Source organism: Candidatus Limnocylindrales bacterium (genome assembly GCA_035571835.1).
In the GTDB taxonomy this organism is placed as follows: Bacteria; Desulfobacterota; Binatia; order UBA1149; family CAITLU01; genus DATNBU01.
In genome coordinates this window covers 37188-60583 of sequence record DATNBU010000026.1, presented here as the reverse complement: position 1 = coordinate 60583, position 23396 = coordinate 37188, and the positions used below count along the sequence as shown (strand labels likewise).

At 65.9% G+C, this 23396-nt stretch carries 18 protein-coding genes; 6 read left to right on the top strand and 12 right to left on the bottom strand.

The features are described from left to right. Positions 1 to 143: 143 nt before the first annotated feature. The 5 genes from VN634_10715 to VN634_10695 all read right to left on the bottom strand — a co-directional run bounded on the left by VN634_10715 (position 144) and on the right by VN634_10695 (position 9042). Positions 144 to 3305: a hypothetical protein gene (locus VN634_10715; protein HXC51346.1), complete on the bottom strand. Its 3162-nt coding sequence runs from the start codon at positions 3303 to 3305 to the stop codon at positions 144 to 146. Between the two features lie 103 nt (positions 3306 to 3408). Then, positions 3409 to 4518, bottom strand: a complete 1110-nt coding sequence (locus VN634_10710) for an S-(hydroxymethyl)glutathione dehydrogenase/class III alcohol dehydrogenase (GenBank protein HXC51345.1) — start codon at positions 4516 to 4518, stop codon at positions 3409 to 3411. Next, positions 4515 to 6650: a hypothetical protein gene (locus VN634_10705; protein HXC51344.1), complete on the bottom strand. Its 2136-nt coding sequence runs from the start codon at positions 6648 to 6650 to the stop codon at positions 4515 to 4517. Before VN634_10705 ends, VN634_10710 begins: the two co-directional genes overlap by 4 nt. 2 nt (positions 6651 to 6652) lie before the next feature. After that, a complete protein-coding gene (locus tag VN634_10700) occupies positions 6653 to 7765 on the bottom strand; it encodes an acyl-CoA dehydrogenase family protein (GenBank protein HXC51343.1) in 1113 nt (370 codons plus the stop codon). A gap of 59 nt (positions 7766 to 7824) precedes the next feature. Further along, positions 7825 to 9042 (bottom strand): acyl-CoA dehydrogenase family protein, encoded by a 1218-nt coding sequence (locus VN634_10695; protein ID HXC51342.1) that lies wholly within the window; start codon positions 9040 to 9042, stop codon positions 7825 to 7827. 116 nt (positions 9043 to 9158) lie between these two features. Between VN634_10695 and VN634_10690 the strand changes: the two genes are divergently transcribed. Both VN634_10690 and VN634_10685 read left to right on the top strand, forming a co-directional pair. Next, positions 9159 to 10037 carry a TIGR03620 family F420-dependent LLM class oxidoreductase gene (locus tag VN634_10690; GenBank protein ID HXC51341.1) on the top strand — a complete coding sequence of 293 codons (879 nt, stop codon included), beginning with the start codon at positions 9159 to 9161 and terminating at the stop codon, positions 10035 to 10037. A 46-nt stretch (positions 10038 to 10083) separates the two neighbouring features. Continuing rightward, positions 10084 to 10803, top strand: coding sequence for a uracil-DNA glycosylase family protein (locus VN634_10685; GenBank protein HXC51340.1), 720 nt, complete (start codon positions 10084 to 10086; stop codon positions 10801 to 10803). Between the two features lie 111 nt (positions 10804 to 10914). Here the strand turns inward: VN634_10685 and VN634_10680 are convergent, their stop codons facing one another. The 4 genes from VN634_10680 to rarD form a co-directional block, all read right to left on the bottom strand. Further along, positions 10915 to 11616, bottom strand: a complete 702-nt coding sequence (locus VN634_10680) for an outer membrane beta-barrel protein (protein HXC51339.1) — start codon at positions 11614 to 11616, stop codon at positions 10915 to 10917. A gap of 596 nt (positions 11617 to 12212) precedes the next feature. Beyond that, the gene (locus tag VN634_10675; GenBank protein HXC51338.1) at positions 12213 to 12986 is read right to left on the bottom strand and encodes a hypothetical protein; all 774 of its coding nucleotides are present in this window, start codon (positions 12984 to 12986) and stop codon (positions 12213 to 12215) included. 111 nt (positions 12987 to 13097) lie between these two features. Then, entirely contained in the window at positions 13098 to 13346 is a 249-nt protein-coding gene (locus VN634_10670; protein HXC51337.1) for a hypothetical protein, read from the bottom strand. Positions 13347 to 13473: 127 nt separating this feature from the next. Beyond that, on the bottom strand, positions 13474 to 14373 hold the full coding sequence (gene rarD / locus VN634_10665) for an EamA family transporter RarD (protein HXC51336.1): 900 nt from the start codon (positions 14371 to 14373) through the stop codon (positions 13474 to 13476). Positions 14374 to 14512: 139 nt separating this feature from the next. Between rarD and VN634_10660 the strand changes: the two genes are divergently transcribed. The 3 genes from VN634_10660 to VN634_10650 all read left to right on the top strand — a co-directional run bounded on the left by VN634_10660 (position 14513) and on the right by VN634_10650 (position 16808). Beyond that, positions 14513 to 15304 carry a hypothetical protein gene (locus tag VN634_10660; protein HXC51335.1) on the top strand — a complete coding sequence of 264 codons (792 nt, stop codon included), beginning with the start codon at positions 14513 to 14515 and terminating at the stop codon, positions 15302 to 15304. A 30-nt stretch (positions 15305 to 15334) separates the two neighbouring features. Next, complete coding sequence (locus VN634_10655; GenBank protein HXC51334.1) at positions 15335 to 16363, top strand: DUF2804 domain-containing protein; 1029 nt, start codon at positions 15335 to 15337, stop codon at positions 16361 to 16363. A gap of 79 nt (positions 16364 to 16442) precedes the next feature. Continuing rightward, positions 16443 to 16808, top strand: coding sequence for a hypothetical protein (locus VN634_10650; GenBank protein ID HXC51333.1), 366 nt, complete (start codon positions 16443 to 16445; stop codon positions 16806 to 16808). 51 nt (positions 16809 to 16859) lie between these two features. Here the strand turns inward: VN634_10650 and VN634_10645 are convergent, their stop codons facing one another. Then, entirely contained in the window at positions 16860 to 17240 is a 381-nt protein-coding gene (locus tag VN634_10645) for a hypothetical protein (protein HXC51332.1), read from the bottom strand. A 441-nt stretch (positions 17241 to 17681) separates the two neighbouring features. Between VN634_10645 and VN634_10640 the strand changes: the two genes are divergently transcribed. Continuing rightward, positions 17682 to 18860: an ATP-binding protein gene (locus VN634_10640; GenBank protein ID HXC51331.1), complete on the top strand. Its 1179-nt coding sequence runs from the start codon at positions 17682 to 17684 to the stop codon at positions 18858 to 18860. On the opposite strand, the gene VN634_10635 is transcribed toward VN634_10640, so the two are convergent. Together VN634_10635 and VN634_10630 are read right to left on the bottom strand one after the other, a co-directional pair. Further along, the gene (locus VN634_10635; GenBank protein HXC51330.1) at positions 18809 to 21100 is read right to left on the bottom strand and encodes a TonB-dependent receptor; all 2292 of its coding nucleotides are present in this window, start codon (positions 21098 to 21100) and stop codon (positions 18809 to 18811) included. The two genes, VN634_10640 and VN634_10635, sit on opposite strands and share 52 nt — an antisense overlap. Then, positions 21097 to 23337 carry a PQQ-dependent dehydrogenase, methanol/ethanol family gene (locus VN634_10630; protein HXC51329.1) on the bottom strand — a complete coding sequence of 747 codons (2241 nt, stop codon included), beginning with the start codon at positions 23335 to 23337 and terminating at the stop codon, positions 21097 to 21099. Before VN634_10630 ends, VN634_10635 begins: the two co-directional genes overlap by 4 nt. Positions 23338 to 23396 lie beyond the last annotated feature (59 nt).

The following is a 23396-nucleotide window of genomic DNA, read 5'->3' as shown; positions in this document are numbered from 1 at the left end:
GCAGAAATCCGCGAGCACTATGCCGGTAGAACCCCCGGCGATTCAAGGGAGAAACACAAAGGGGCGCGAGCATCGCTCGCGCCCCTTTGCGCTGTCCATCTCCGGCATCCGAATGAATCGGGTGCCGGCGAGCCCGTGATCGCTCAGTAGACCTTCGTCGCCGGGCCCTCGAAGCATTCGTCGATCACCTGGATCGTCACCGAGGTGGTCGCAATCGTCTCGTCGGCGCCGGGAGCGGTCCAGGCCTGGTCGGTCTGGATCTTCACGCGGTAGAGGCCCGGCGTGCCCGAGTTCGCCTTGATGCTGAGCTTGGTGATGCCGTGCGTTCCCGTCGGCGCCTTGTACTTGTACATCGTGCCGGCGTTGTTCGGCACGAGGCTGGCCGCGTCGACAATGCCCGAGAAGATCACACCGTCGCCATCCTCGGCCTCGACCGAGATGATGCCGCCGCTGAACGCGTTCGCGAGCGTGAGGTCGGCGGTGATCTTCAGCTTTCCTTTGCTCTCCTGCAGCGAGGCTTTCCGGAAGATCTGGCCGCCGGTCGTGTCGATGCACGGCAGGCTCGATTCGTCGGCCGGGTCCGAACCGCCGTCGAGCTCGTCGGCGTCGAGATAGCCGTCCTGATCGCGATCGATGCCTTCGCGCTCGCCCTCGCCGGTCGGAACCGCGGTGAACGTGAGTTCCTGTCCAGGAGTCGCCGCGTATCCGCGCAGCGTCGCTTCGGCGATCAGGCCTTCGCTGTCGCGATCACTCGAGAACTGGTGGGAGCCTTGGTAGAACCATCCCCTCTCTTCGCCGCCGACGACGCCTTTGGCGATCACGTCGCACTCGCCCGCAGCGGCACGCGCGATCATCAGGTCGACGCGGGTATCGGCGTCGCCGCCGCTCGTCGACGACAGCGTCGCCTGCTGGCCGACGATCGGCCGGTGATTGCTGTCGAACGCGAGAATGAGCTTCTCCATCTGGCGGCGCTCGACGTCACCGGCCGCACCCGCGGCGAAGCCCGACGTCGGCGACTGGTTGTTGAACACGGTCGCCTGGAGGAAGCGGAAGATCGTATCGGTGCTGCCGTCGTGCAGGTATCCGAATCCGCGCACCTGGTCCCCTTGAGGACCGTTGTTCCCGGGATTCACGAAAGGCTCGGTCGCCATGCCGAACATGCCGACCTTCTGATAGAGGTTGCGCAGCTGCGCGATCTTCATCATCTGCGTCTCGTTCTCGAACGACCCGTGGCCGTCGGTTCCGAAGAAGCCCGGATGCGCAACGCCCGCATTGCCGTTGCGGTTGAACGTGTGGCAGCCGTTGCAGTTGAACACCGTGTCGGTGTTGTGGCCAAAGTACAGGGTCTGGGCTGCCAGCTGGTCGGCATCGAGCTGGTTGTTGAGCGCCCGGTTCGGATTCGGCGGATACATGACGTCCAGAACGAAGTCCGTGAACGACTGCATCTGTGCGGTCGTCAGCTGCTCGCTGCGGCCGATGAGCCCGACGAATGCCGGATTGAACTTCTTGAATGCGGCCTGCTCGTTGTAGACGCCGCCGTTCGGCTGGCTGCTGCCGGCCGATCCTCCGTTGCGGTCGCCACGCCAGTGCATCGCCCCGTGGTTGTCCATGCCGCGCAGGCTCTGCGTCGTCATGGGGCCCTTCATCGGATGGAAGGCCGGATCGATGCCGAAGACCGGGCCGATCGTGAACTGCAGCGGATTGGCGACCTTGTCGTCGTCCGGATTGCCGAGATCCCATGCGAGCGCGTCGAAGTCGCCGAAGATATGGCACGACGCGCACGCCTGGTCGCCGCGCGATGACGTCAGCCGTGCATCGTAAAGGAACGGGCGGCCGGCAACGACGCTGGCCGGTTCCGGATTGTGCAGCGAGATGTGGCTCTCCTCCGTGTTGATCGCGGTATCGACGACCGACACGGAGTTGTCGAAGCGCGTCAGCACGTACAGGCGCGCGTTGTCTTCATCGAGAACCACGCCGGTCGGGCCGCCGCCGCTGACCTCGATCTGGTTCGCGACGTTCGGCGTGAACGTGTTGTTTTCGATCTCGGACGGAACGTAGACGCCGATCTTGCTCGATCCGAGCGCGGCGACATAGAGCTTGGTCCCCGCGGCGTTGAACGCCATGCCGAGCGGGAACGCGAGGCTCTTGTCGTTGGTCGCATTCGGAGCCGGATCGAAGATGTCGTCGTACGTGATGTGCTTGTTCAGGTGCCGCGGCGTGACGGTCTGCGCGACCGGATCGATGACGGTGATCCGGCTTTCGACGAGATGTCCGCGAACCGTCGTATCGGCGTACGTCCCGGGACCTTCGAAGCGAACGTCGTTGAACGCCTCGAGATTCGTCACGAACAGCTTTCCGTCGGACGGATTGATCGCCATGTTGAACAGCGTCGTGCCGACGTGGGCGAAGCGCAGTCCCGGAGCGCCGCCGGTGACCGCCGGCGGATCCATGGACGAATCGATCGAGAACACGTCGTAGTCCGGCAGCGTGAACTTGACCTGGCCCGACCAGTCGCGGCCGAGCTCATCCACCCACTGCGAGCCGTTGAACTTGACGATCAGGCCGACCTCCGGCCGCGCATCGCCCGAATGGTTCGTCGGCGGATCGGGAAGCCCGTTGGGCTCGCCGCCGTTGGGCACCATGCCTTCGCCGAGCGTCATCGTCTGGTTGCCCGACAGGAACACGCCCGCGTAGACGCGGGTGCCGTCCGGGCTGACCGCGAGCGGCCGCGGCGTGTCGCCGAACAGCGTAAGGATCGTCTCCTCGTCACCGCCGAAGCTCGACCCGAGATCGTTCGCATCGAATACCCAGACGTCGGCGCGGCCGACGCCCGGCGTCGTAAGCTGTGGATCGAACGGGATGTTCTGTCCGCGATGGGCCGTCGTGATGTAGGCGTGGTCGAACGCGGGTCCGCCGAAGACGATGTCGCGCGGCTCGTCGCCGACGGTGAGGCTGCGGGTCACGCGCGGCTCGCTGATATCGCTCAGGTCGACGATGCTGACGCTGTCGGACAGGTGGTTGACGACCCAGATCTCGGTGTTGGTGCGCGCTGCGACCGCAACCGGCTCGAGGCCGACCGGCACCGATGTCACGTGCGTCAGCCCGTCCACACCAATGTCGAAGATCTCGACCCGGTTATCCGGCGTGTTGCAGACGAACAGGCGGTTGCCGTCCGGAGACATCGCAAGCGGACGCACCTGCCCGCTCTCGAACGTCACGAAGGCGTGCGCCGGCGGACTGCCGACGACGAACACGCTGACCAATGCGGCAAGCCCCGCCGCTGCCGCAGCCTTGAGTCGATTCATGGTCTCCTCCCGTGCCGATCTGCACGGAGGTGCAGAAAGCCCGCGCACTATGCCTGCAAATACCCAGCCGACTCAAGGGGAGAATTGTGGGGCTAGTGTGGGACTAGAACGTGACGACGCTGCGGATCGACTCCCCGTGATGCATCAGGTCGAACGCCCGATTGATGTCCGCGAGCGGCATCGTGTGGGTGATCAGGTCGTCGATGTTGATGCGCCCGTCCATGTACCAGTCGACGATGCGCGGTACGTCGGTGCGACCCTTCGCGCCGCCGAACGCGGTTCCTTTCCAGACGCGGCCCGTCACGAGCTGGAACGGGCGCGTCGCGATCTCCTCACCCGCGCCCGCGACGCCGATGATGACGCTGGTTCCCCATCCCTTGTGGCAGCACTCGAGTGCCTGGCGCATCACCGCCACGCTGCCAATGCACTCGAAGCTGAAATCGGCGCCGCCCCGGGTCAGGCTGACGAGATACGGGACGAGATCGCCTTCGACTTCTTTCGGGTTCACGAAGTGTGTCATGCCGAACTTCTCGGCGAGCGCCTTGCGTGCGGGATTCACGTCGACGCCGACGATCATCGCGGCGCCGGCAAGCCTCGCTCCCTGCACGACGTTGAGCCCGATGCCGCCGAGACCGAACACGACGACGTTGTCGCCGGGACGGACTTTAGCCGTGTTGATCACCGCTCCGATACCGGTCGTGACGCCGCATCCGATGTAGCAGACCTTGTCGAACGGCGCGTCGCTGCGGATCTTCGCGAGCGAGATCTCCGGGACCACGGTGTAATTCGAGAACGTGGACGTGCCCATGTAATGCAGCAGCGGCTTTCCGCCGAGCGAGAACCGGCTGGTTCCGTCCGGCATGAGGCCGCGTCCCTGTGTTTCGCGGATCGACTGGCACAGGTTGGTCCTGCCGCTCGTGCAGTAATCGCACTGGCGGCATTCGGGAACGTACAGCGGGATCACGTGGTCGCCTTTGGCAAGGCTCGTCACTCCGGCGCCGACGTCGACGACGACACCCGCGCCTTCGTGCCCGAGGATGGCGGGGAAAAGTCCTTCCGGGTCCTTGCCGGAGAGTGTGTAGGCATCGGTGTGGCAGACGCCGGTCGCGCGAATCTCGACCAGTACTTCGCCGGCGCGCGGTCCTTCGAGATCGACTGTCTCGATCGCAAGCGGCTCACCGGCCGCATGAGCAACTGCTGCACGTACCTTCATGACATCTCCTCGGGAAGCGATGCGGTCGCAGTCCGGCCGCGGCGGGCGCGCGTGTCGCGCCACCAAAGCACGAGCACCGCGACGAATGTTGCGAGCGACAGCGCGTTCCACACTTTTTCGCGCGTGGTGCGCACGAAATCCAGCGTCACGCGGCTCTTGCCGGCCGGAATGTCGAACTGCACGCGGCGCGACGGCGTCATGCGGGTGCGAGTGGCGACGCCGTCGACGCGCGCGGTCCAGTTCGGATGCCAGTTGAGCGCCGCGGTGGCCGGCCGGACGCCTGACGTGCCTTCGACCGTGACATTCCACGAAAGGTGCTCGGGAAGTTTCTCCAGGCTTTCGGCATGCAGACCCGGACCGCGAAGCCATTCGCCGCCGCCGCGCAGTCGATAGACCGCGACGCCGACCGATTTTTCGTCCTCGTCGTCCTCGTGGTCTTGGCGCGTGCCGTGGCGACGGACATGGCGATCGTCGTGGCGACGGCCGTGCTTCGTGCTGCCTCGCCTGTGCGAGCTCTGGTCGTATTCGAAGACTTGCTCGAGCTCGGGCACGTCGGCGAGTCGCTGGCGCAGGTCGCGGTCGCTCAGGATGACGTACGACACGCCGGCCGCGCGCAGAATGCCGGCATTTCGTGACAGCCCTTTATCGAGGCGGTCGAGGTCGACGCGTCCGGAGTGACGCGATGCACGCGTGAGCTCGGCCTGGTCGCCTTGAAACGTGTACAGGCCAGTGTCGAGATTGAGAAAGCTGATCACGCTGCGCGCGCCGACCGCGCTCTGCGGCAGCAGCGTTCTCGGCACGGCGACGATGGCCGGCGGGTGCACGTTGCTGCGCAGCCATTCGACGAGCTTCAGGTACACGGTGTGATCGCGACGGCTGAGCTCGGACTCGGTTTTGACGAAGCGCCGCTGGTAGTTGAGCTCATCGCGGCCGGCGAGCAGCATCACAGCGAACACCGCAGGAGCCGCGAGCGCCCACCACCGGTACCTCGGCAGGTCGACGTACTTTGCAGCGGCGCTCTCGATGACGGCGAGAACCCGATCGGCCGCGAGTCCCGCGAACACCGCCTGAAGCAGGGCCGCGTACGGCAGCGCTCTCGGCCGCAGCAGGAGCTGGATGATCGATTCGAGCGGAGCAGGCATCCACGGCTGTTCGTTGGCGCCGCCGGCGAGCGCGGTCGTGAAAAAAAGCATGGCCGAGATCGAAAGCATCCGATTGCCGCGAAAGACCGCCCACGCGGCGGCCGCGATGGCCGGCAGCGCGAGCTCGCGGGCGCCGAACAATGTCCCCGCCAGAAGTCTCCAGAAACGATCGCGCTCGGTTCCCCACCCGACGCCTTGCCCCGACATCGAGTGCAGCTCGACACTCGGGAACAGCGAGTGTCCGGCGATCAGCAGCACCAGCGACGTGACCAGCGCGTAGCGCATCAGCGGACGAAGCGAGCGCGTCGTAAGCGCCAGCCAGGCTGCCGCCAGCCCTGCCGCACCGAGCGTGTACGCGCCGCTGATGAAGTGGCAGATGACGACGGCGGCCACCATCAGCACCGCGCGCCATGGCGCGCGCGAGCGATCCACCAGTACGGCCAGGAACTCCGGCCACGCCAGCGCGAAGCAGACGACGCCCGCACCCTGCAGCAGCAGACCGATCCCGAACATCCCCTGCACGCCGTAACCGAGCGGCGACGTGAAGATGAGACTGGCGAGCGCAGCGGCGGCCGCTCCGCGCCGTGCAATGCCGAGCCGCCTCGCGAGCAGCGCGGTTACGCCCGGCAGCAGCAGGATCGGAAGAACATAGTAGAACTTGAAGATCTGGTGGAGCGTCGCGACATGCGCCCATCCAGACAGCACGATCGATGTGATCCCGATCAGGAAGAAGTAGCCGTACGACTGGAACAGGAACAGCTGGGCGCCGAGGTACCACCACGGCGACAACCCGTCGACGTGGCCGCTCGGCAGGAACTGGTTCGTCATCACGAACGCGCGAAGCAGATGCCGTGGCGCATCGAGATTGATGATGCGGCCCGGACGAAACGCCGGCCATACCATCCACAGCGCCAGCGCGCTGAGCGCAAGCACGGCGGCAAGAAAGGCAGCTTTGGCGGTAGCGTCGCGGCTTCCGGAATGAAAGCCCATGCTTACCAGCCGGCCAGCGCGGCAGCGCGGGCGCGGTGGTAATGCGCATCGCCGAAGAATGCACGATCGAACATCGACCGGCGCAGCCACAGGTGCAGGTCGAACTCCCACGTAAAACCGATGCCGCCGTGCAGCTCGGTCGAATCGCGCGCGGCGCGATCGAACAGGTCGCTGGAAAACGCCTTGGCGAGCGCGGCGTGCCGCGGAGCCTGGTCGGGAATGCGGTCGAACGCGTGCGCAGCGTACCACCACAGCGACATCGACGGCTCGATCTCGACGGCAAGGTTGGCAAGCTGATGCTTGACCGCCTGGAAGGCACCGATCGGCTGCCCGAACTGCTCGCGCGTGAGCGCATATTCGCGCGCCATGTCGAGGCAGCGCCGCGCGCCGCCGTACGCGTCGGCGGCCAGCAGGATCAGCGCGGCGTCGCGCATCTTCTCGAACGTACGCCGCCCGCCGATGCGGCGCGCTTCGGCGCCGCGGTACTCGACCGACGACAGGCGACGGGTCAGGTCGTTTCCGGAAAGATCGCTCGCGACCACGGCCGGACGAGCGCGTTCGACGATCCACACGGCCACGTCGTCGCCGTCGCGCGCTGCCACCACGTGCAGATCCGCGAGGCTTCCGTACGGCACCTGCGACTTGGTCCCGCGAAGCTGGCCGGACTGCTTCACGCCGTCGCCGTTGTCGACGTCGACTTTTGCCGCGAGCTCGTCAGCATCCCAGCGGCCCCCGCTCTCGCCGACGGCAGCCGTCGCGAGAGCTTCGCCGGATGCGATACGCGGCAGCCAGCTTGCCGCCGCATCGGCGTCGTCTGCGTTGGCCAATGCAACGACTGCAGTTGCTGCACCGACGAACGGTCCCGGTGCCGCGGCATAACCGATCTGTTCGGAGACGAGCGCAAGGCTGAGCAGCTCGTCGCCCATTCCGCCGAGCGTTTCCGGCACGGCGAGCGCAAGCACTCCGAGATCGCAGAGGCCCTGCCACAGCGCCGCATCGTGGCCGTTCTCCGACTCCATCGCCGTGCGCACGCGTGTCGCGGGACACTCGTCTGCGAGATAGCGCCGCAGGGTTTCCGCCAGGGCTCGTTGTTCGTCGGTCAGTCCGAAATCCATGTCATCCTCTGATCTGGCGCCGGCCGCTTGCCGTCCCGCCGAAAGCGGCGCTGTACGGTTCAGCGTTTCTGTGATGCGTCGCGCGGCATGCCGAGGCCGCGTTCGGCGATGATGTTGCGCTGGATATTGGCCGTACCGCCGGCAATCAGGATCCCGAGCGACCACAGATACGCGTTGACGAACATTCCCATTGCCGGCGCTTCCGGCTCGCCCGGCGCGAGCGCGGCGCCTTCCGCACAGATGTCCATCGCAAGGCGCGCCATGTCGTAGGTGAGCTGCGTGCCGCAGAGCTTCGGCACCAGGCCGGCAACACCAGGCTCTTCGCCTTTTGCCTGCATCGTCAGCAGGCGCATCGAGTGGAACTCGGCCGCGACGAGGCGCGTTTCGACCTCGACGAGACGGCCGCGCAGAACCGGATCTTCGATCGCAGGCCTCCCACGGCGGTCGATCGCGCGCGCGAGCATGACCATGCCGTCGAGCGTGCGCCGGTTGATGTCGGTGTCGCCGATCAGCGCGCGCTCGTACTTGAGGGTCGAGCGGCTGACGATCCAGCCTTTGCCTCGCTCGCCGACCAGGCCGGTGCGCGGCACGCGCACGTTGTCGAAGAACACTTCGTTGAAGTCGGAATCGCCGGTGATCTGGCGCAGCGGGCGCACGGTGATACCGGGCGTCTTCATGTCGAGAAGAAGGTAGCTGATGCCGTCGTGCTTGGGAGCGTCGGGCTCGGTGCGCACGAGCGCGAACATCCAGTCGGCTTCCTGCGCATTCGACGTCCAGATCTTCTGGCCGTTGAGAACCCACTGGTCGCCGTCGAGCTCGGCCCGCGTTCGCAGCGATGCAAGGTCGCTTCCGGCGCCGGGCTCGGAGTAGCCCTGGCACCACAGGGTTTCGCCGAGAAGCGTGCTCTTTATGAAGCGGCGTTTCTGCTCATCGGTTCCGTGCTCGAGCAGCGTGAACACGAGCATCGACGGTCCCTGCCCGACCATCTCGCGCGGCGCACGCGCGCGCTTGAATTCCTCGCGGATGATGGCCGAGCGAAGCGGATCGAACGGCTTCTCGCCGCCGCCCCACTGGCGCGGGATGTTGCGGTAGAGATAACCGGCGGCGATGGCCTGTTCGCGAAACTCGGTGACGCGGGCCTCCGGGCGCGCGATGCGGCCGATCAGCTGGTCATTGCCGCCGTGGCGCGCACGGTCTTCGCCTGTCCAGTGCTCGTCGAGGAACGCGCGCACTTCGCCGCGGAACGCTTCGTACTCGGCGCTGTAACTGAGATCCATGGGTCCTCCGCCTGACTGACCCGCGCTGCTATCCGAGGCACCGGGCACCGGCAAGCGGGCAAAAGCTGTTGCCCCGGTTCCGTCGCCGTCATACTTCGGCCGCGGAGGGCTCCAGCATGGAGATCGGAAAACTCGGTGTCTGGTATTTCTTCGACGCAATGGCGGCCGAGGAAGCTGCGGCCGCCGCCAGGCGGATCGAAGCGCTCGGCTACGGCGCGCTGTGGATTCCCGAAGCGCTCGGTCGCGAGGCATTCGCGAGCGCATCGTTCCTGCTGTGCTCGACGTCAAAGCTCGTCGTCGCGACCGGCATTGCCAACATCTGGGCTCGCGACGCGATGACGATGGCGGCCGGCCGTGCGACGCTTGCCGAGCAGTCGGGCGGACGCTTCCTGCTCGGCATCGGAGTCTCCCACCGCCCGCTCGTCTCAGGAGTGCGCGGACACGACTATTCGAAGCCGCTCTCGATGATGCGCAGCTACCTCGACGCAATGGATCGTGCGCCGTATTCGGCCATACCGCCGACCCATGCGGCGCCAACCGTGATCGGCGCGCTGCATCCCCGCATGCTCGCGCTTGCGGCGGAACGGACCGCCGGTGCGCATCCGTATCTCGTTCCGCCCGAGCACACCGAATTCGCCCGGCGCACGATGGGCCCGGATGCGTGGCTGTGCGTCGAGCAGAAGGTGCTGCTGGAGACTGATCCCGAAAAGGCGCGAAGCGTCGCCCGGCACGCGATCGCGATGTACCTCGAGCTGCCGAATTACCGCACGAACCTCGAGCGCTTCGGCTACCACGACGAAGATTTCACGGCCGGCGGCAGCAACCGGCTCGTCGACGCGATCGTCGCGTGGGGCAACGAGGATCAGATCCGCGCGCGCATCAAGGCGCATCACGATGCCGGCGCCAATCACGTCTGCATCCAGCCGCTGCATCCGCTGGCGATGACCAGGCCCGACTGGAACGTGCTCGAAGCGCTCGCACCAGCCGCGAGCTGACCGGATGCCCGGCGCTGGCGCGAACGCGGCGGCAAAAAAACGCCTGATGACGGCCGCCGATCGCCTGTCGGCCGCGTGCGACGAGCTTCGCTTCGGCGAGCACGCGGCGTTCGTCTACAACCCGCTCTCGTATGCGCGCGCCGGATATGCGGCGTACGTGGATCGCTACGGCGGCGCGCCGAAGCAGGTGGTGCTCGTCGGCATGAATCCCGGGCCGTTCGGAATGGTGCAAACGGGAGTTCCGTTCGGACACGTCGGCCTGGTTCGCGACTGGATGGGAATCGACGTGCCGATCGGAAAACCCCTGCGCGAGCATCCGGCGCGACCGGTCACGGGATTCGCGTGCACGCGCTCGGAAGTCAGCGGCGCGCGTCTGTGGGGCTGGGCCCGCGAACGCTTCGTGCGACCCGAGGCGTTCTTCGCCGACTGGTTCGTGCTCAACTTCTGTCCGCTCGCGTTCGTCGAAAAGAGCGGCCGCAACCTTACTCCCGACCGGCTTCCGATGGCCGAGCGCACGCCGCTTCTCGAGGCGTGCGAGCGTGCACTCGCAGAAGCCGTCGAAGCGCTCCAGCCCCGGTGGATCATCGGCATCGGCGGTTTTGCCGGCGCGCGCGTCGCACCTCTCGCGCAGCGTCTTGGAATTCGAAGCGGCCAGATTCCGCATCCGAGCCCGGCAAGCCCTGCCGCCAATCGCGGCTGGAGCGAGGCGGCCGAGCATGCGCTCGCACGCTGCGGGATCGCGTTGCCGTCCTCCGGCACTTCCTGATGATGGCGCTCGAGTCTCCGGCACGATCTGCGGCCGGGAAATGACGAACAAAAAAAGGCCGGCCCCGTTTCCGGAGCCGGCCTTTTACCGTTCGCGACTGGAACGCGTCTCCTAGCGGAACGCGTACCCGATGCTGAGCGCTACGTTCAGGTGATCGTAGTGCTTGACGTCGCTCGTCAGCGGAAGCACGTAGGCCACTTCCGGCGTGATGTAGATGTTGTCGGTCGCGTAGAAGTCCGCGCCGATCCCGAAGCGCATTCCGAAGCCGTAGCCGTCGTCAACGCCGTGGCCGATGAGCGGAGGCCTGCCGTGGCCGCCTGCGCGAATCACCTCGTGATTGCGCTTGTTGTCCGCGCGAACCAGACCGCCGCCGACTTCAATGAACGGCTCCGCAAAACCTTCGATCGGGAACACTTTCAGGTTGGGCATCAGGGTCCACACGGCACGATCGATGTTCTGGTTGTGATTGTTGCCGCCGCTGTCGGCGTCGAACTGGATCACGTCCTCGAACAGCAGCTCGGCCGAGAGGTTCGGGTGGAAACGGTATCCGGCGCGAGCATTGACGCCCCATCCATACGTCTTGTTGATCTGGTGTGCTTCTTTCTCGAAGAACTGCGCACCATAGAGGCCGCCAACGGACAGATATGCGTAGGGTTGGAACTCTTCGACCGTAGCGGTCTCCGCGACAGCTGGCGCCGAACGCGGCATCTCTTCGGCCTGCTCTGCCTCTCCATACGCTCCGGCCATGGCCACAGACGCCGTGCCGCAGAACGCCACCGCGCAGAACAACGAACTCAAACTCTTCACTCTCATTGGAAGCTCTCCTTTGAACTTGTCTCGATTCGATTCGCTCGGTGGACGCTGCATGACGGTGGGCACGGACCCGCAGGGGGTTCCCCGTGGCCACGCCCCGTCGCATCCAACGTCGTCAACGTGAAAGAGTTTACCTTAGTACGGCTGCGAGTCACGCCCGAAGCCGAGATAAAAAACGCGAACGCGGGGGTCGCGCACATCGGCCGACCGCCGTCCGAGCGGCGGCGGGCCGCGTTCCGATGCTTTCCGACCCGGTCCGGTTGCCGGTCCCTGCAGAGCGGAAAATCACGAAAACAGGCCATTTTTTGCCGATTTCCGGCGTTCGGCGTCGTTCCGGCGCATCCCGGAGCAAACAGGGCCACAGTGAGCCGCGCCACCCCGGCCCCTATAGGGAAATTTCGACTTCGAGAGCGATCCGGCCTGGTCAAAAGATTCTGATTCGGCTGCCGGAGGCCGTTCCGGCTGTTCGGCATCTGCGGGATATACCCGCAGGCGGCCGGTCCCGGTGTGTCTTTTTGCAATATCCGCACCGCTCCGTTCGTGCATCCGACGCGACGCCGACCATCGGAAAACCTCACCGGCCTGTGCGTTCCACGTCATCCGGGATCTCCTGAAACATCGATGATCGCGGGACAAGACGGCGTGATTGTCGACGATTGATGCCACGTGGGTGTCAACAGGTCGTGCGGAAGACCGAGAAGCCGGCGTACCCTGGCCCATTGATTCGCGTCGGCGACGGTGTGCGCAAGGTCGAGAATACGCAGCTCGCTCGCACCCTGGCGGCGAAGCGCCGTGATCATGTCGGGTGTGGTGCGCGCCGCATAGCGAGTGCCCACAAATACGAACGCTTCGAGCGCATCGTCGGGCCGCGGATGGAAGCCCTCGGCTTCCCCGGCGTTTCGCGGAAGGAATTCTTCGACCAGCGCGTGCACGCGCGCAACTTCTTCGGTCTCGAGCAGCGCGCGCTCGCGCTCCTCGAGAGACAGCCGCAGGACCTCGATGAGCCACGGGCGCGGTCGCAGGGCAGCAAGCTCGCGGGCGAGCACGTCGACGTCTTTTTCCGCGCGTCGCGCGATCCGGTCACATTCGGTCTCGAACGACCCCGTATAGTGGCGATTTCGAAGATCCATTCTGCGAAGCAGCCTGGTCGCGAAAAATACACCGATGCGCCGGACCGATCCGAAGCGCAGCGCCGACTCCGGCAGGAACTCGGAATCGACGTGAAGAAGGTCGGCAATCCGGTTGATGTAGTGGAACGCGCCGAGCACGCACGCATACGTCAGTGCCGAATCGCCTGCTGCTTCACGGAGCGGATCGAGATCGGCTTCGCTCAGCAGCGCGGGAGCCTCGAATGAGCGGCGGACGAGCATCGTAAGTGCGTCTTCGAGCGGCGTCGCGCTCCTCGCGGTGCCATCGACCAGCTCCCGAACCCGACGACCATCTCCTCCTGCAGCCTGCAGGAACGCCGAATGGGCGTCTTCTCAATACACGCACTGGTTGATGCGCGAGACCATTGCGCCAATGAGCTCACGAACCTGGCGCGGCTCGTCGCCCATCCACATCGCCAGCTCCCACGACCGGATCATTCGCTGCATCGATGACGGACGCTGGCTGAACAGACGCACGATGTTGGCGACCATCGCGCTTCCGCCGACTTCGCGCATGTACGCGTGCGCAGCCGCGAGCGCCGGGCCGCCTTCCGAAGGAGAAAGGATTCGAATGAATGCCATCGCTGCCTCCGCCGATCGCGCCGTGGCGCGATCGACCCGGGCTGGGCCCCGGTTGCCTTTTCCCTACGCTCCGAGGCACGCGCGGTAAAATGGTTGCACGAATGCCTCCGCGGCAGCGCGGTAATCCCTATTCCGGAGGTGGCACCACGGCCGCCGCCCGATGCGCCACGATTCCTTCCACCGCGAACAGCGCCAGCGCCGCCCACACCAGCGAAAACCCGATCAGCCTCTCGTGCGAGAACGGCTCGTGAAAGACGAAGACGCCGATCGCGAGCTGGAGCGTCGGGGCGATGTACTGGAGGATTCCAATCCACAGCATGGGGATGCCCTGCGCCGCGGTCGCGAACATGAGCAGCGGCGCGGTGGTAACCGCGCCGGCGGCAAGCAGAAGCGCGTTGGTCTGCGCAGGGCGGTGCAGGAATGCCCCGTTGCCGGACCCTTCGTTCCATACAAGGAACGCGAGCGCCGGAAGCGCGAGCAGCCCGGTTTCGATCGTCAGGCCGTGCACCGAACCCAGCGGCGCGCGCTTCTTGACCAGTGCGTAGCAGGCAAACGTCGTCGCCAGCGTCAGCGAGATCCACGGGACATCGCCGTGTGATACCGCGATGTACAGCACGCCCGAAGCGGCCAGCACAACCGCTGCCCATTGTCCCGGCCGCAACTTCTCGCCGAGCACGAAAACGCCGAGCAGCACGCTGAGCAACGGATTGATGAAGTAGCCGAGGCTGGTCTCGACGATGAAGCCCGAGCTGACCGCCCACACGAACAGGCACCAGTTGGCACCGATCAGCATCGCCGCGACGGCGTACACGCCGAGTACTCCGCGCATGCGGATCGATTCGCGAAGCGACGCGGCCTGTCCCGACACCGCAACGTAACCGGCCAGCAGCACCGACGACCACAGCACGCGGTGGCTGATCACCTGCAGCACCGGCACGTCGCTGAGCAGCTTCCAGTACAACGGAAAGATTCCCCAGGACGCATACGCCCCGATGCCGTTCCAGAAACCCTTTCGAAGATCGCTCACGACGTCGCCACCTGGATCGCGCGCGCTTGTATCGGTCTTCAGTCGGGGAAGCACTCGCCGGTGCGCATCGCGCAGCATCCGTACACACGCTTCGCCCGCGGAGGTTCCGTCGCAGCGCCACCGGCGCTATACGTGGTCCATGTTGCGGCGGACTCTGCCTCTTGTCGTTGTGATGCTGCTCGCCGCCGCGGTTCCCGCTGTTTCCGCCGAAGACTCCGTACCGAAGTCCCAGCCATCCGGCTCGCTGAAAGACCTGCTGGCGCTTCCGGCCGACAACATCCGCGATGCTCTCGATTCGGAGTATCGCTCGGCCGATGACCGCCTGCGCGACGGGCCGGAAAAGACCGAGGCCATCCTGCGGGCGTCCGGCATCGCGCGCGGAATGCGGATCGTCGATCTCTCGGCGGGCGACGGTTACTTCGCACAGGTCCTGGCGCTCGCGGTGCGCCGCTTCGGCAAGGTCTGGGGCAACAACGATCCCGCGTCGATCGATCCGGCAACGGCCGAGGCATGGAAGAAGCGGCTGCACGGTGCGGGCGGCGCCGACGTCGCCGAGCTCGCCCTGCCCCTCGGCTCGCCGCTTCCGCCGTACGTCACGGGCATCGACATCGTCTTCGCACGCGGCACGTCGCACGACGCGGCCCGGCGCTCGATCGATCGTACAGCCGTCCATCGATCGGTGCTGGCAGCCTTGTCGCCGCGAGGCCGCTACGTCGTCGTCGATGCGCGCGCGAGCGGAGAGGATGCGCGCTCGGCCGCGCTCTGCCGCGCCGACGTCAAAACCGTCCGCAAGGAAATCGAGGACGCCGGCTTCCGGCTCGTCTCCGAAAGCGATGCCCTTCGCAATCGCTCCGACTCGACGTCGAAGAGTGCGTGCGCGGACGCCGCAGCCGACCGGTTCCTGCTCGTTTTCGAAAAGCCGGCGGCCTGAGACCGGGGCGGACAACATGGAGGACGGATCTTGCGAACCAGCGGCCGGCTGATCGATCGTAACGGGGACGTGCGTTTCGGCGTGTTCGAGGAGCCCGTCTCCGAGATCAACTATCGCGACTACGACCTGCGCTCGCCGATGGACCGGCGGCGCGGGCGGCTCGCACGGCATTTCGGCTTCCACCAGTTCCAGTTTCTCGGCGCACTTTCCGAAACGCTCGTGTTCGGTTGCGCACTCATCGACATCCGCACGGTCGGCCAGGCGTTCCTTTATTTTTACGAGCCTCTGACCAGGAAGCTCACCGAATGGAGCTTTCGCGCGCCGCTGGCGCTCGGAACGCACTTCGACCAGCGACCCGAAGACGGCAGCGCCATGTTCCGCAGCGGCGACAATCATTTCGCGATGACCGCGACCGCCGAGCCGCGCCAGCGACAGTTGTGGGTGCGCCTGGCGGCCGGCGTCGAAGTCGATGCCGTGTTCGACGAGCAGGAACCTCTCATCCAGCCAATGTGGATCTCGACGCGCGCGGGCGCGTCGGGCTTCGTGTTCGCCCGCAAGACGGCCGGCGCAAGAGTCACCGGGACGATCCGGTGGGACGGCCGCACGCTCGACCTCGGCGAGCACGAGGTCTTCGGGCACAACGACTGGAGCGCGGGTTACATGCGCCGCGAGACGTTCTGGAACTGGGGATGCCTTGCAGGACGGCTCCCCGACGGGCGTACGATCGGCATGAACGTTTCGTGCGGCGTCAATGAAACCGGCCACTCGGAAAACTGCTTCTGGGTCGACGGCCGGCTCCATCGACTCGGCGCCGTCTCGTTCGACTACGACCGCCGCGACCTGATGCACGCCTGGAGCCTGCACGACAGCGACGGACGGCTGGAGCTCGAGTTCACCCCCGAAGGGTCACACGTCGAGAAACTCAACGCACTGCTGCTCGCGTCGAATTTTCATCAGATGTTCGGCCGGTACCGCGGGCGGCTCGTGACGCAGACGGGGCAGACCGTCGATGTCCAAGGCTTGCTCGGGTACGCCGAGAAACACTATGCGAAATGGTGAGTCCTCCGTCGCGAAATCGCCGCGTGCAAGGCGGCCGGCTTTCGTTCAAGATCCCGAGGCGGGCAAGGAGGACGGGACGATGCGCTCTTCGATATCCATATATGTGCTTGCAGGGTTTCTGATTGCGGCGAGCGCGCCGCTCGCCGCTGCCCACTGCTGCCACGACTCCTCGATGCTCGGCGTCCAGCACCAGAGCCAGCTGCGCAGCGGCCTGCACGGAATGGGCGAAGGGCTGACCGACGATGCGATCGAAGCCGAGCCGCCGACCATCGACGACTCCCTCGACAACCGCGGCACCGCCAATCAAGGCATCGGCGGCTTCGGACAGATGCACGGTAATTCGATCGGAAATTATGGAGCCGGAAGTCTCGGACAGACCGGGCCCGGCGGCCTCGGCGCCATGAAGAACGGCGGCCTCGGCAACCAGCCCGTCCGCATTCACTGAGGCCGCGGGCGGTTTCTCCAGCCCTTAGTTCCCCCCGACTCTTCGTGCCGCTTACTCTTCGTCGTTTTCGTAGAAGACGTACTGAGTCGAGTAGTCGCTGACTTCGAAGTAGACCTTCTTTTCGCCGGGATCGATCCGGTAGTTCAGATTGCGGTCGTGATACCCGTAGCCGAAGCGGTACGGCCGGGCTTTCTCCCTCTTTCCGGTGGTCGCGATCGCGGTGCTCAGCTTGTCGATTTTGATGAAGCGCATGTAGATCTTGTCGCCGGCCAAAATATCGAGCACGCCGTTGGTTCCGGTCCAGTTCTGAATGGAACGACCGATCTGGTTCTGGCTTTCCTGCGTGCAGCCGCTCGCGAGAACCATCGCGACCAGCAGTGCCGCGACCCCCAGTACGTTGTCGCCGCTGCGTTTTCCTAAGCATCGAATCATGCGCGTCTCCTTTTGTCCGCCAAGGTCGCGCGCGGGAGGCGCGACTGTCTCACGGAGTCCTGTGCGACCGGTCCTAGCAGGAACCTGCGGGGAAGGTCACTGCAACGGAAATCCGCCGATGTGATCGCCGCCTCCAATCGGCTTCGCGCGGGCAGAGGACCTCTTGCGTGTCGCACAAAAGGTTCCCATGCTTTCGAGTACGCAGCAGGTGGGACGCGGGCCGGATCCCGCAGCGAGGATGCCTCCTCGCGGCGGCAGCCACATATCGACGGTTTCTGGCCAGGGAGTTTTTCGATGGGATCAGGTCGTGAGCCTGACCCGGGACGGTCCACGTCGAGGTCGGATGACCTTCGCGTCCGGCATCCCGGAATTTGGAGAAGCGTGGACAGCGTCGGCAACTTGGAGATGGAAGAGCGACCCGAAGAGTTCCGGACCTCGTCCATGGCCCGCGGCTTCGCGATGGCGGACGACGAGCTGCGAGATCTGCTCGGCATCGCGTTCGAATGCTTTCCGATCGGCGCAGCGATCATCGCGCTCGATGGCCGCTTTCTTCACGTCAACCCGACGTTCTGCGAGTTTCTCGGACGCACGGCCGATGAGCTGCAGCGCCACCAGCTCGCCGACTTCATCGACGCCGACGAACGCTCGTCGCTCGTCGACCTGACCGCGTCGATCCTCGATCGCGGAGTCGACAACTATCGCGAAACGCGCCGCTTCATCCGGCCCGACGGCCGTCGGGTGCGCCTCGACATGACCGGTGCCGTGCTCAAATCGCCGGCCGGGCACAAACGGGCGATCCTCGCGCTGGCCAATCAAGTCACCGAAGACATCGCCGAAGGCGCGGCCGACGCGCCGAATGCCGCGAACCTGCGGTCGGTCATTCCGACGGCGCTCGAGCTGATCGGCGAGCGCAAATCGCTGCGCGACGAGTTCGAATCGTTCTGCCGGACGATCTCGCAGGAGTTTCGCAATCCCCTTCGCGTGATCGAAGGCTACGCCGAAATCGTGCTCGAAGACTGCGGCGCCGCGCTCGACGACATGACCCGGCGTCATCTCCGGACGATCCGTGACCAGAGCCGGCGCCTTTCGGCGCTCGTCGAGACGACGCTCTCGCTTGCGCGCATCACGAGCCGCCCGCTTCGGCGCGAGCATCTCGACCTGAGCGCGATCGCGCTCGATGCGGTCGCGGTGGTTCGCGCCGAGCTGCACGAGCACGACGTCGACACGATCATCCAGCCGGATCTCACCGTGGATGCCGATGCCGGTCTGATCGGGCAGATGCTGCGCGAGCTCTTCCAGAATGCGTTTCGATTCTCGCGCGCCGCCGCCGCCCCGTGCGTCGAGTTCGGACAGGCCGAGGTCGACGGGTCGCCGGCGTTCTTCGTGCGCGACAACGGTTGCGGTTTCGACATGGCGCTCGCGTACAAGCTGTTCGTTCCGTTCGAAACGCTGCACGAGGGCAGCGAGGCCGCCGGAAGCGGAGTCGGCCTCGCCGAAGCCGAGCGCATCGTGCGCCGCCACGGCGGACAGATCTGGGCCGAAGCGGCGCCGGGGAAAGGCGCGACGTTCTATTTCACGATTCCCGAGCCGCCGGCGTCCGACTCTGCGCCGAACTCGTAACGCACGCCGCCGCTGATGATTCTCGGCGCGGCGATCGAGACCACGCCGTCGGCCGTGCGTCCGGACTCGATCGTTTCGTCGAACAGATTCTCCGCCGCCGCAAAAACCTCGAAGCCGTAGCCGATCCTGCGCGCGACGAATGCATCGACCGCCGCAAAGCGGCCGAGCACGCGCGTGTTCTCGTCGTCGTCGAACTGCTCGCCGACGATGCGGACCTGAAGCGATGCCCGCCACGGGCCTTTGCGGTCGTAGTCGAGCGCGATCGTGCCCTGGTGCTTTGGCACCTGCGGCAGATGGTTGCCGACCAGCGAATGGTCGTCGGGCGCGGAATGAACTTTTCCATCGCTCCACAGATACGCGAGCGAGGCCACCAGGCCATGGCCGAAATCGATCGAGGTTTCGGCTTCGGCGCCGAGGATGTGCGTGCTGCCGAGGTTGCGCCGCTGGCGGCACACCCCTCCGGCCGGAACGAAGCCGCACGGATCGACCACGCCGCCGCCGTCGCCGATCGTCACATTGAAGATCGGACCGTCGACTTCGTTCCAGAACAGCGTCGCCGACGAACGCCAGGGTCCGAGCTGGTGGTCGAAGCCGCCTTCGACCCCGAACAGCTTCTCGGCATCGAGCGATTCGTTGGCCTCGGTCACGTCGTTGCGCACGCGGAACGGGCGCACCTGCTCGTTGATCGTCGGCGCACGAAAGCCGCGGTAGATGGCCGAGCGCAGCGCGAGCCCCTCCATCACCAGATAGGAAAGACCGAGGCGCGGGCTGACGAGCGTTTCGGTCTGGTCGCCTAGCTTGCGATCGACGAGACTCGTCGACGTGTCGAGCGCATCTTCGCGGCGGAAGCCGTCGTAGCTCTGCCAGTAGTCGAAGCGCAGCGCCGCCGTGACGTCGAGTTTTTCGGTAACTTCGATGAGGTCTTCGACGAACACGCCGCCCATGCCCTGACTGGTGCCGCCGGCGCGGCGCCGCGTGAACGCGCCGTCCATGAAGCGCGCGAGCTCCTTGGACTTGCCGTCGACCCACAGCGAATCGATGCCGGCAACCAGATGATGGTCGCGCATCCCCAGCCACGGGCCGAGCCGGTTCGACCATACGACCGAGCCGCCGGCGCTCGTCGACGGAACGTCGAACTGGTTGCTTGCCGGAAGCTCGCTCGAGCGCGTCTGGTCGACTGCGGAGAACGTGCTCGAAAACGACTGCACCGTGCTGAACACGTCGGCGCTGACCTTGCCGGTCGAATGCGTGTCGATGTCGAGGCCGGTGCGGAAGAATCCGTTCTTGGTTTCGTTGTGCGTGTACGGCGTGCCGTTGTCGCGAAGGTCGTGGTATCCGCGCGCCATCACTCGCAGCCGCACGTCCGGCGAGACCTGGTGCTCGACGTGCAGCTCGCCGACGCCGTTGTCGCTGCCGCCCGCCACGTCGATCGGCCCGCGCGAGTCCTTGCGCACGAGCGGATAGTCGCCGCTTCGCAGCCAGCGGCCGCCGGCAAGGACGGAGGTTGCGCCGAAGCGGTGCGACATCCATCCCTCGGTGCGCCCGCTTCCGCGCTCGCCGCCTTCGGCAAGAAAACTTCCGCCGTCGTGATCCGCAGGCCGCGTGATCACGTTGATCACGCCACCCATCGCATAGTTTCCCCACAGGCTCGCGCCCGAGCCGCGCAGCACCTCGACGCGCTCGACCATCTCGTTCGGAATGCTGTCCCAGTGCACCCATCCGCCGAACGGGTCGTTCAGCGGAACGCCGTCGACGAGCACGAGCGCGCGGCTGGTGCCGCTCGGACCGATGCCCCGCAGCGACACTCCCTGCGTCGTCGGATGGGCGGCGCCGCTTCCGAGCCGGCGGAAAAGGCTGAACCCAGGAATGCGCCGCAGAAGGTCGTCGAGCGTGCGCGATGCCGATCGCCGGATCTCGCTCTCGCCGACTTCGGTGACGGCGGCCGACGGATCGGCGATCGGGATGCTCGAGCGCGTCGCGGTGATGCTGATCGGCGCGAGCGTCGGCGTAACCGCGGGCGTTGCGACGGGCGTTGCGTCGCGCGTTCCGATCGGCGTTGCGGCTGGCGTCGCATCGGGCGTTGCAGCGGGAATCGCCGCCGGCTCGGCCGCACCGGCAATGCCTCTGGTGACGACAACGGCCACGCTCGCGAGCAGCGTGAACATGACGAGCAGCACCGGGACAGCTCCGGTGTCGTCGCGTGAAAACCGGGACGGGCCCGGTTTTCGATCATGGCTCATCGCGCGGGCGACTTGTCGCGGATCGACTCGAGCCATTTCTTGATGAGCGCCGTGTCGTTCGCGGTAACCCATCGGCTGAGATTCGGCATGCCGTTGGAGACTTTGAGTCCCTGGCGCACGACAGCGTCGAACGCTTCGTACGGCAGCGGCGTGAAGCGCAGGTCCGGGATCGCCTTGACCGACGAGACTGCGGCCGAGCCGTGACAGTCGGCGCAGTTGCGATGGTAGAGACGCTCGCCGGCCGCAAGCTCACCATCCTTGTCGATCATGTCGACGACGGCCTTGGCCGTCAGCGGCGCCGAGTCGACCGGCAGCGACCATGTGATCACGCGGCCGACGCTCTCGTTGTTGGCCGGCGCCGCAGCTCCGCCGGCGAGCGCGAACGCGCCTCCCCAGCCCGCAACGACGGTCACGTACTGCTTGCCGTCGATCTGGTAGCTGATCGGTCCGGCGCCGACACCGGTTCCGGTGCGGCCTTCCCACAGCTCCTTGCCGGTCGACGCATTGAACGCGAGGAAGCGGCCGTCGGCTGTTCCCTGGAACACGAGATTGCCGCCGGTCGCCAGCGTGCCGCCGTTCCACGGCACCGCATACGGATGACGCCAGACTTCCTTCTGCCGAACCGGATCCCACGCGAGCAGGTGACCGGAGACGAGATCGGGCGTCAGCAGCGAGAACACGTTGAAGTCGGTGCCGGTGTTCCAGTTGCCGGGGTGATACTCGAAGTCGCTCCGCCGGCGATAGACCGCGGTGATCTCCTGCGCGGGAATGTAGACGAGGCCGGTCTTCGGGCTGAACGACATCGGCTGCCAGTTGTGCCCGCCGAACGGCGTGGGCTTGACGAACGCGAGCTCGTCCTTGAAGTCCTGGCCTTTGACTTCGATCGGCCTGCCGGTCGCGAGATCGACTTTTTCCGCCCACGTCGCCTCGACGTATTTCTCGGCGGAGATGAGCTTGCCGCTGGTGCGATCGACGACGTAGAAGAAACCGTTCTTCGGGGCCTGCATGATCACTTTGCGGATTTCGCCGCCGATCTTGAGGTCGGCAAGGATCATGTGCTGCGTGGCGGTAAAGTCCCACGTGTCGCCGGGCGTCGTCTGGTAGTGCCAGACGATCTCGCCGGTGTCCGGCTTGAGCGCGAGGATGCACGAAAGGTACAGGTTGTCGCCGCCGCCGGGGCTGCGAAGGTAGCGAACCCACGGCGAGCCGTTTCCGGTGCCGACGTAAAGAAGATCGAGGTCGGGATCGAACGCCATCGAATCCCACGCGGTTCCGCCGCCGCCGACTTCCCACCACTTGCCGCCCTTCCACGTCGGTGCAGCGGCTTCGAGCGCTTTCGATTCGAACTTTTCTTCGGGATTTCCGGGTACGGTGAACGTGCGCCACAGCATCGTGCCGTTGTTGGGATCGTATGCCGAGATGTAGCCGCGCACGCCGAGCTCGGCGCCGCCGTTGCCGATGATGACCTTGCCTTTGACGATGCGCGGAGCGCCCGTGATCGTGTACGGCCGCGTCTGGTCGACGGTGACTTTCTCCCACAGCAGCTTTCCGGTCTTCGCGTCGAGTGCGATCAGCCTGCCGTCGAGCGCGCCGACGAAGACTTTTCCTTCGTAGATTGCGACGCCGCGGTTGACCACGTCGCAGCACGCCTTGGGTCCCGTCTCGCCGGGCACCTTCGGATCGTAGCGCCAGAGCAGCGCGCCGTTGCGGGCGTCGACGGCAAAGACCACCGACCATGAGCCGGTAAAGAACAGCACGCCGTCGACCGCGAGCGGCGTAGCTTCGTGACCGCGCGGAAGGCCCGTCGAAAACGACCAGACCGGCTTGAGCTTGGCGACGTTGCCGTCGTTGATTTCGTCGAGCGGCGTATAGCGCTGCTCCGAGTACGTGCGCCCGTGCGTGATCCAGTCGCCGGCGTCGCTGCCGGCGGCCACGAGGGCCGCATCGTCGATCGTCGCGGTTCGCGCGAAAGCCGCCTGGGCCGCAGCCGACGGTGCGCTGATGGGACCGCGGACTCCCGACATGCCGAAGGCCAGCGACGCAGGCGTGCCGGTCGCGCCGGCAGGAGCGATGGCGGAGTGCGATGAGTTGGCCTGGCCGCTCGCGCCTTCGACGGCCGGTGCGGTGCTTCCGTCAGAATGGCCGACGGCGCCCGGAATGCCCTGGGCTCCGGCGATGCTTGCCAGTGCGAGTCCGCCGGCAACAGCCAGCACGGGCGCGAGAACGGATCGGCGCATGAAGGTCCTCCTGGGCCGCGGATACGAGGTCATCCGTCGCAGGCGTTCGCCTGCGGGTC

Coding starts and splice junctions, on each gene's coding strand:
- VN634_10650 (HXC51333.1), top strand. CDS start 16,443: ATGCGCTCTTCGATATCCATATATGTGCTTGCAGGGTTTCTGATTGCG.
- VN634_10700 (HXC51343.1), bottom strand. CDS start 7,765: ATGGATTTCGGACTGACCGACGAACAACGAGCCCTGGCGGAAACCCTG.
- VN634_10695 (HXC51342.1), bottom strand. CDS start 9,042: ATGGATCTCAGTTACAGCGCCGAGTACGAAGCGTTCCGCGGCGAAGTG.
- VN634_10690 (HXC51341.1), top strand. CDS start 9,159: ATGGAGATCGGAAAACTCGGTGTCTGGTATTTCTTCGACGCAATGGCG.
- VN634_10680 (HXC51339.1), bottom strand. CDS start 11,616: ATGAGAGTGAAGAGTTTGAGTTCGTTGTTCTGCGCGGTGGCGTTCTGC.
- VN634_10685 (HXC51340.1), top strand. CDS start 10,084: ATGACGGCCGCCGATCGCCTGTCGGCCGCGTGCGACGAGCTTCGCTTC.
- VN634_10635 (HXC51330.1), bottom strand. CDS start 21,100: ATGAGCCATGATCGAAAACCGGGCCCGTCCCGGTTTTCACGCGACGAC.
- VN634_10705 (HXC51344.1), bottom strand. CDS start 6,650: ATGGGCTTTCATTCCGGAAGCCGCGACGCTACCGCCAAAGCTGCCTTT.
- VN634_10645 (HXC51332.1), bottom strand. CDS start 17,240: ATGATTCGATGCTTAGGAAAACGCAGCGGCGACAACGTACTGGGGGTC.
- VN634_10630 (HXC51329.1), bottom strand. CDS start 23,337: ATGCGCCGATCCGTTCTCGCGCCCGTGCTGGCTGTTGCCGGCGGACTC.
- VN634_10675 (HXC51338.1), bottom strand. CDS start 12,986: ATGCTCGTCCGCCGCTCATTCGAGGCTCCCGCGCTGCTGAGCGAAGCC.
- VN634_10640 (HXC51331.1), top strand. CDS start 17,682: ATGGCCCGCGGCTTCGCGATGGCGGACGACGAGCTGCGAGATCTGCTC.
- VN634_10715 (HXC51346.1), bottom strand. CDS start 3,305: ATGAATCGACTCAAGGCTGCGGCAGCGGCGGGGCTTGCCGCATTGGTC.
- VN634_10670 (HXC51337.1), bottom strand. CDS start 13,346: ATGGCATTCATTCGAATCCTTTCTCCTTCGGAAGGCGGCCCGGCGCTC.
- VN634_10660 (HXC51335.1), top strand. CDS start 14,513: ATGTTGCGGCGGACTCTGCCTCTTGTCGTTGTGATGCTGCTCGCCGCC.
- VN634_10710 (HXC51345.1), bottom strand. CDS start 4,518: ATGAAGGTACGTGCAGCAGTTGCTCATGCGGCCGGTGAGCCGCTTGCG.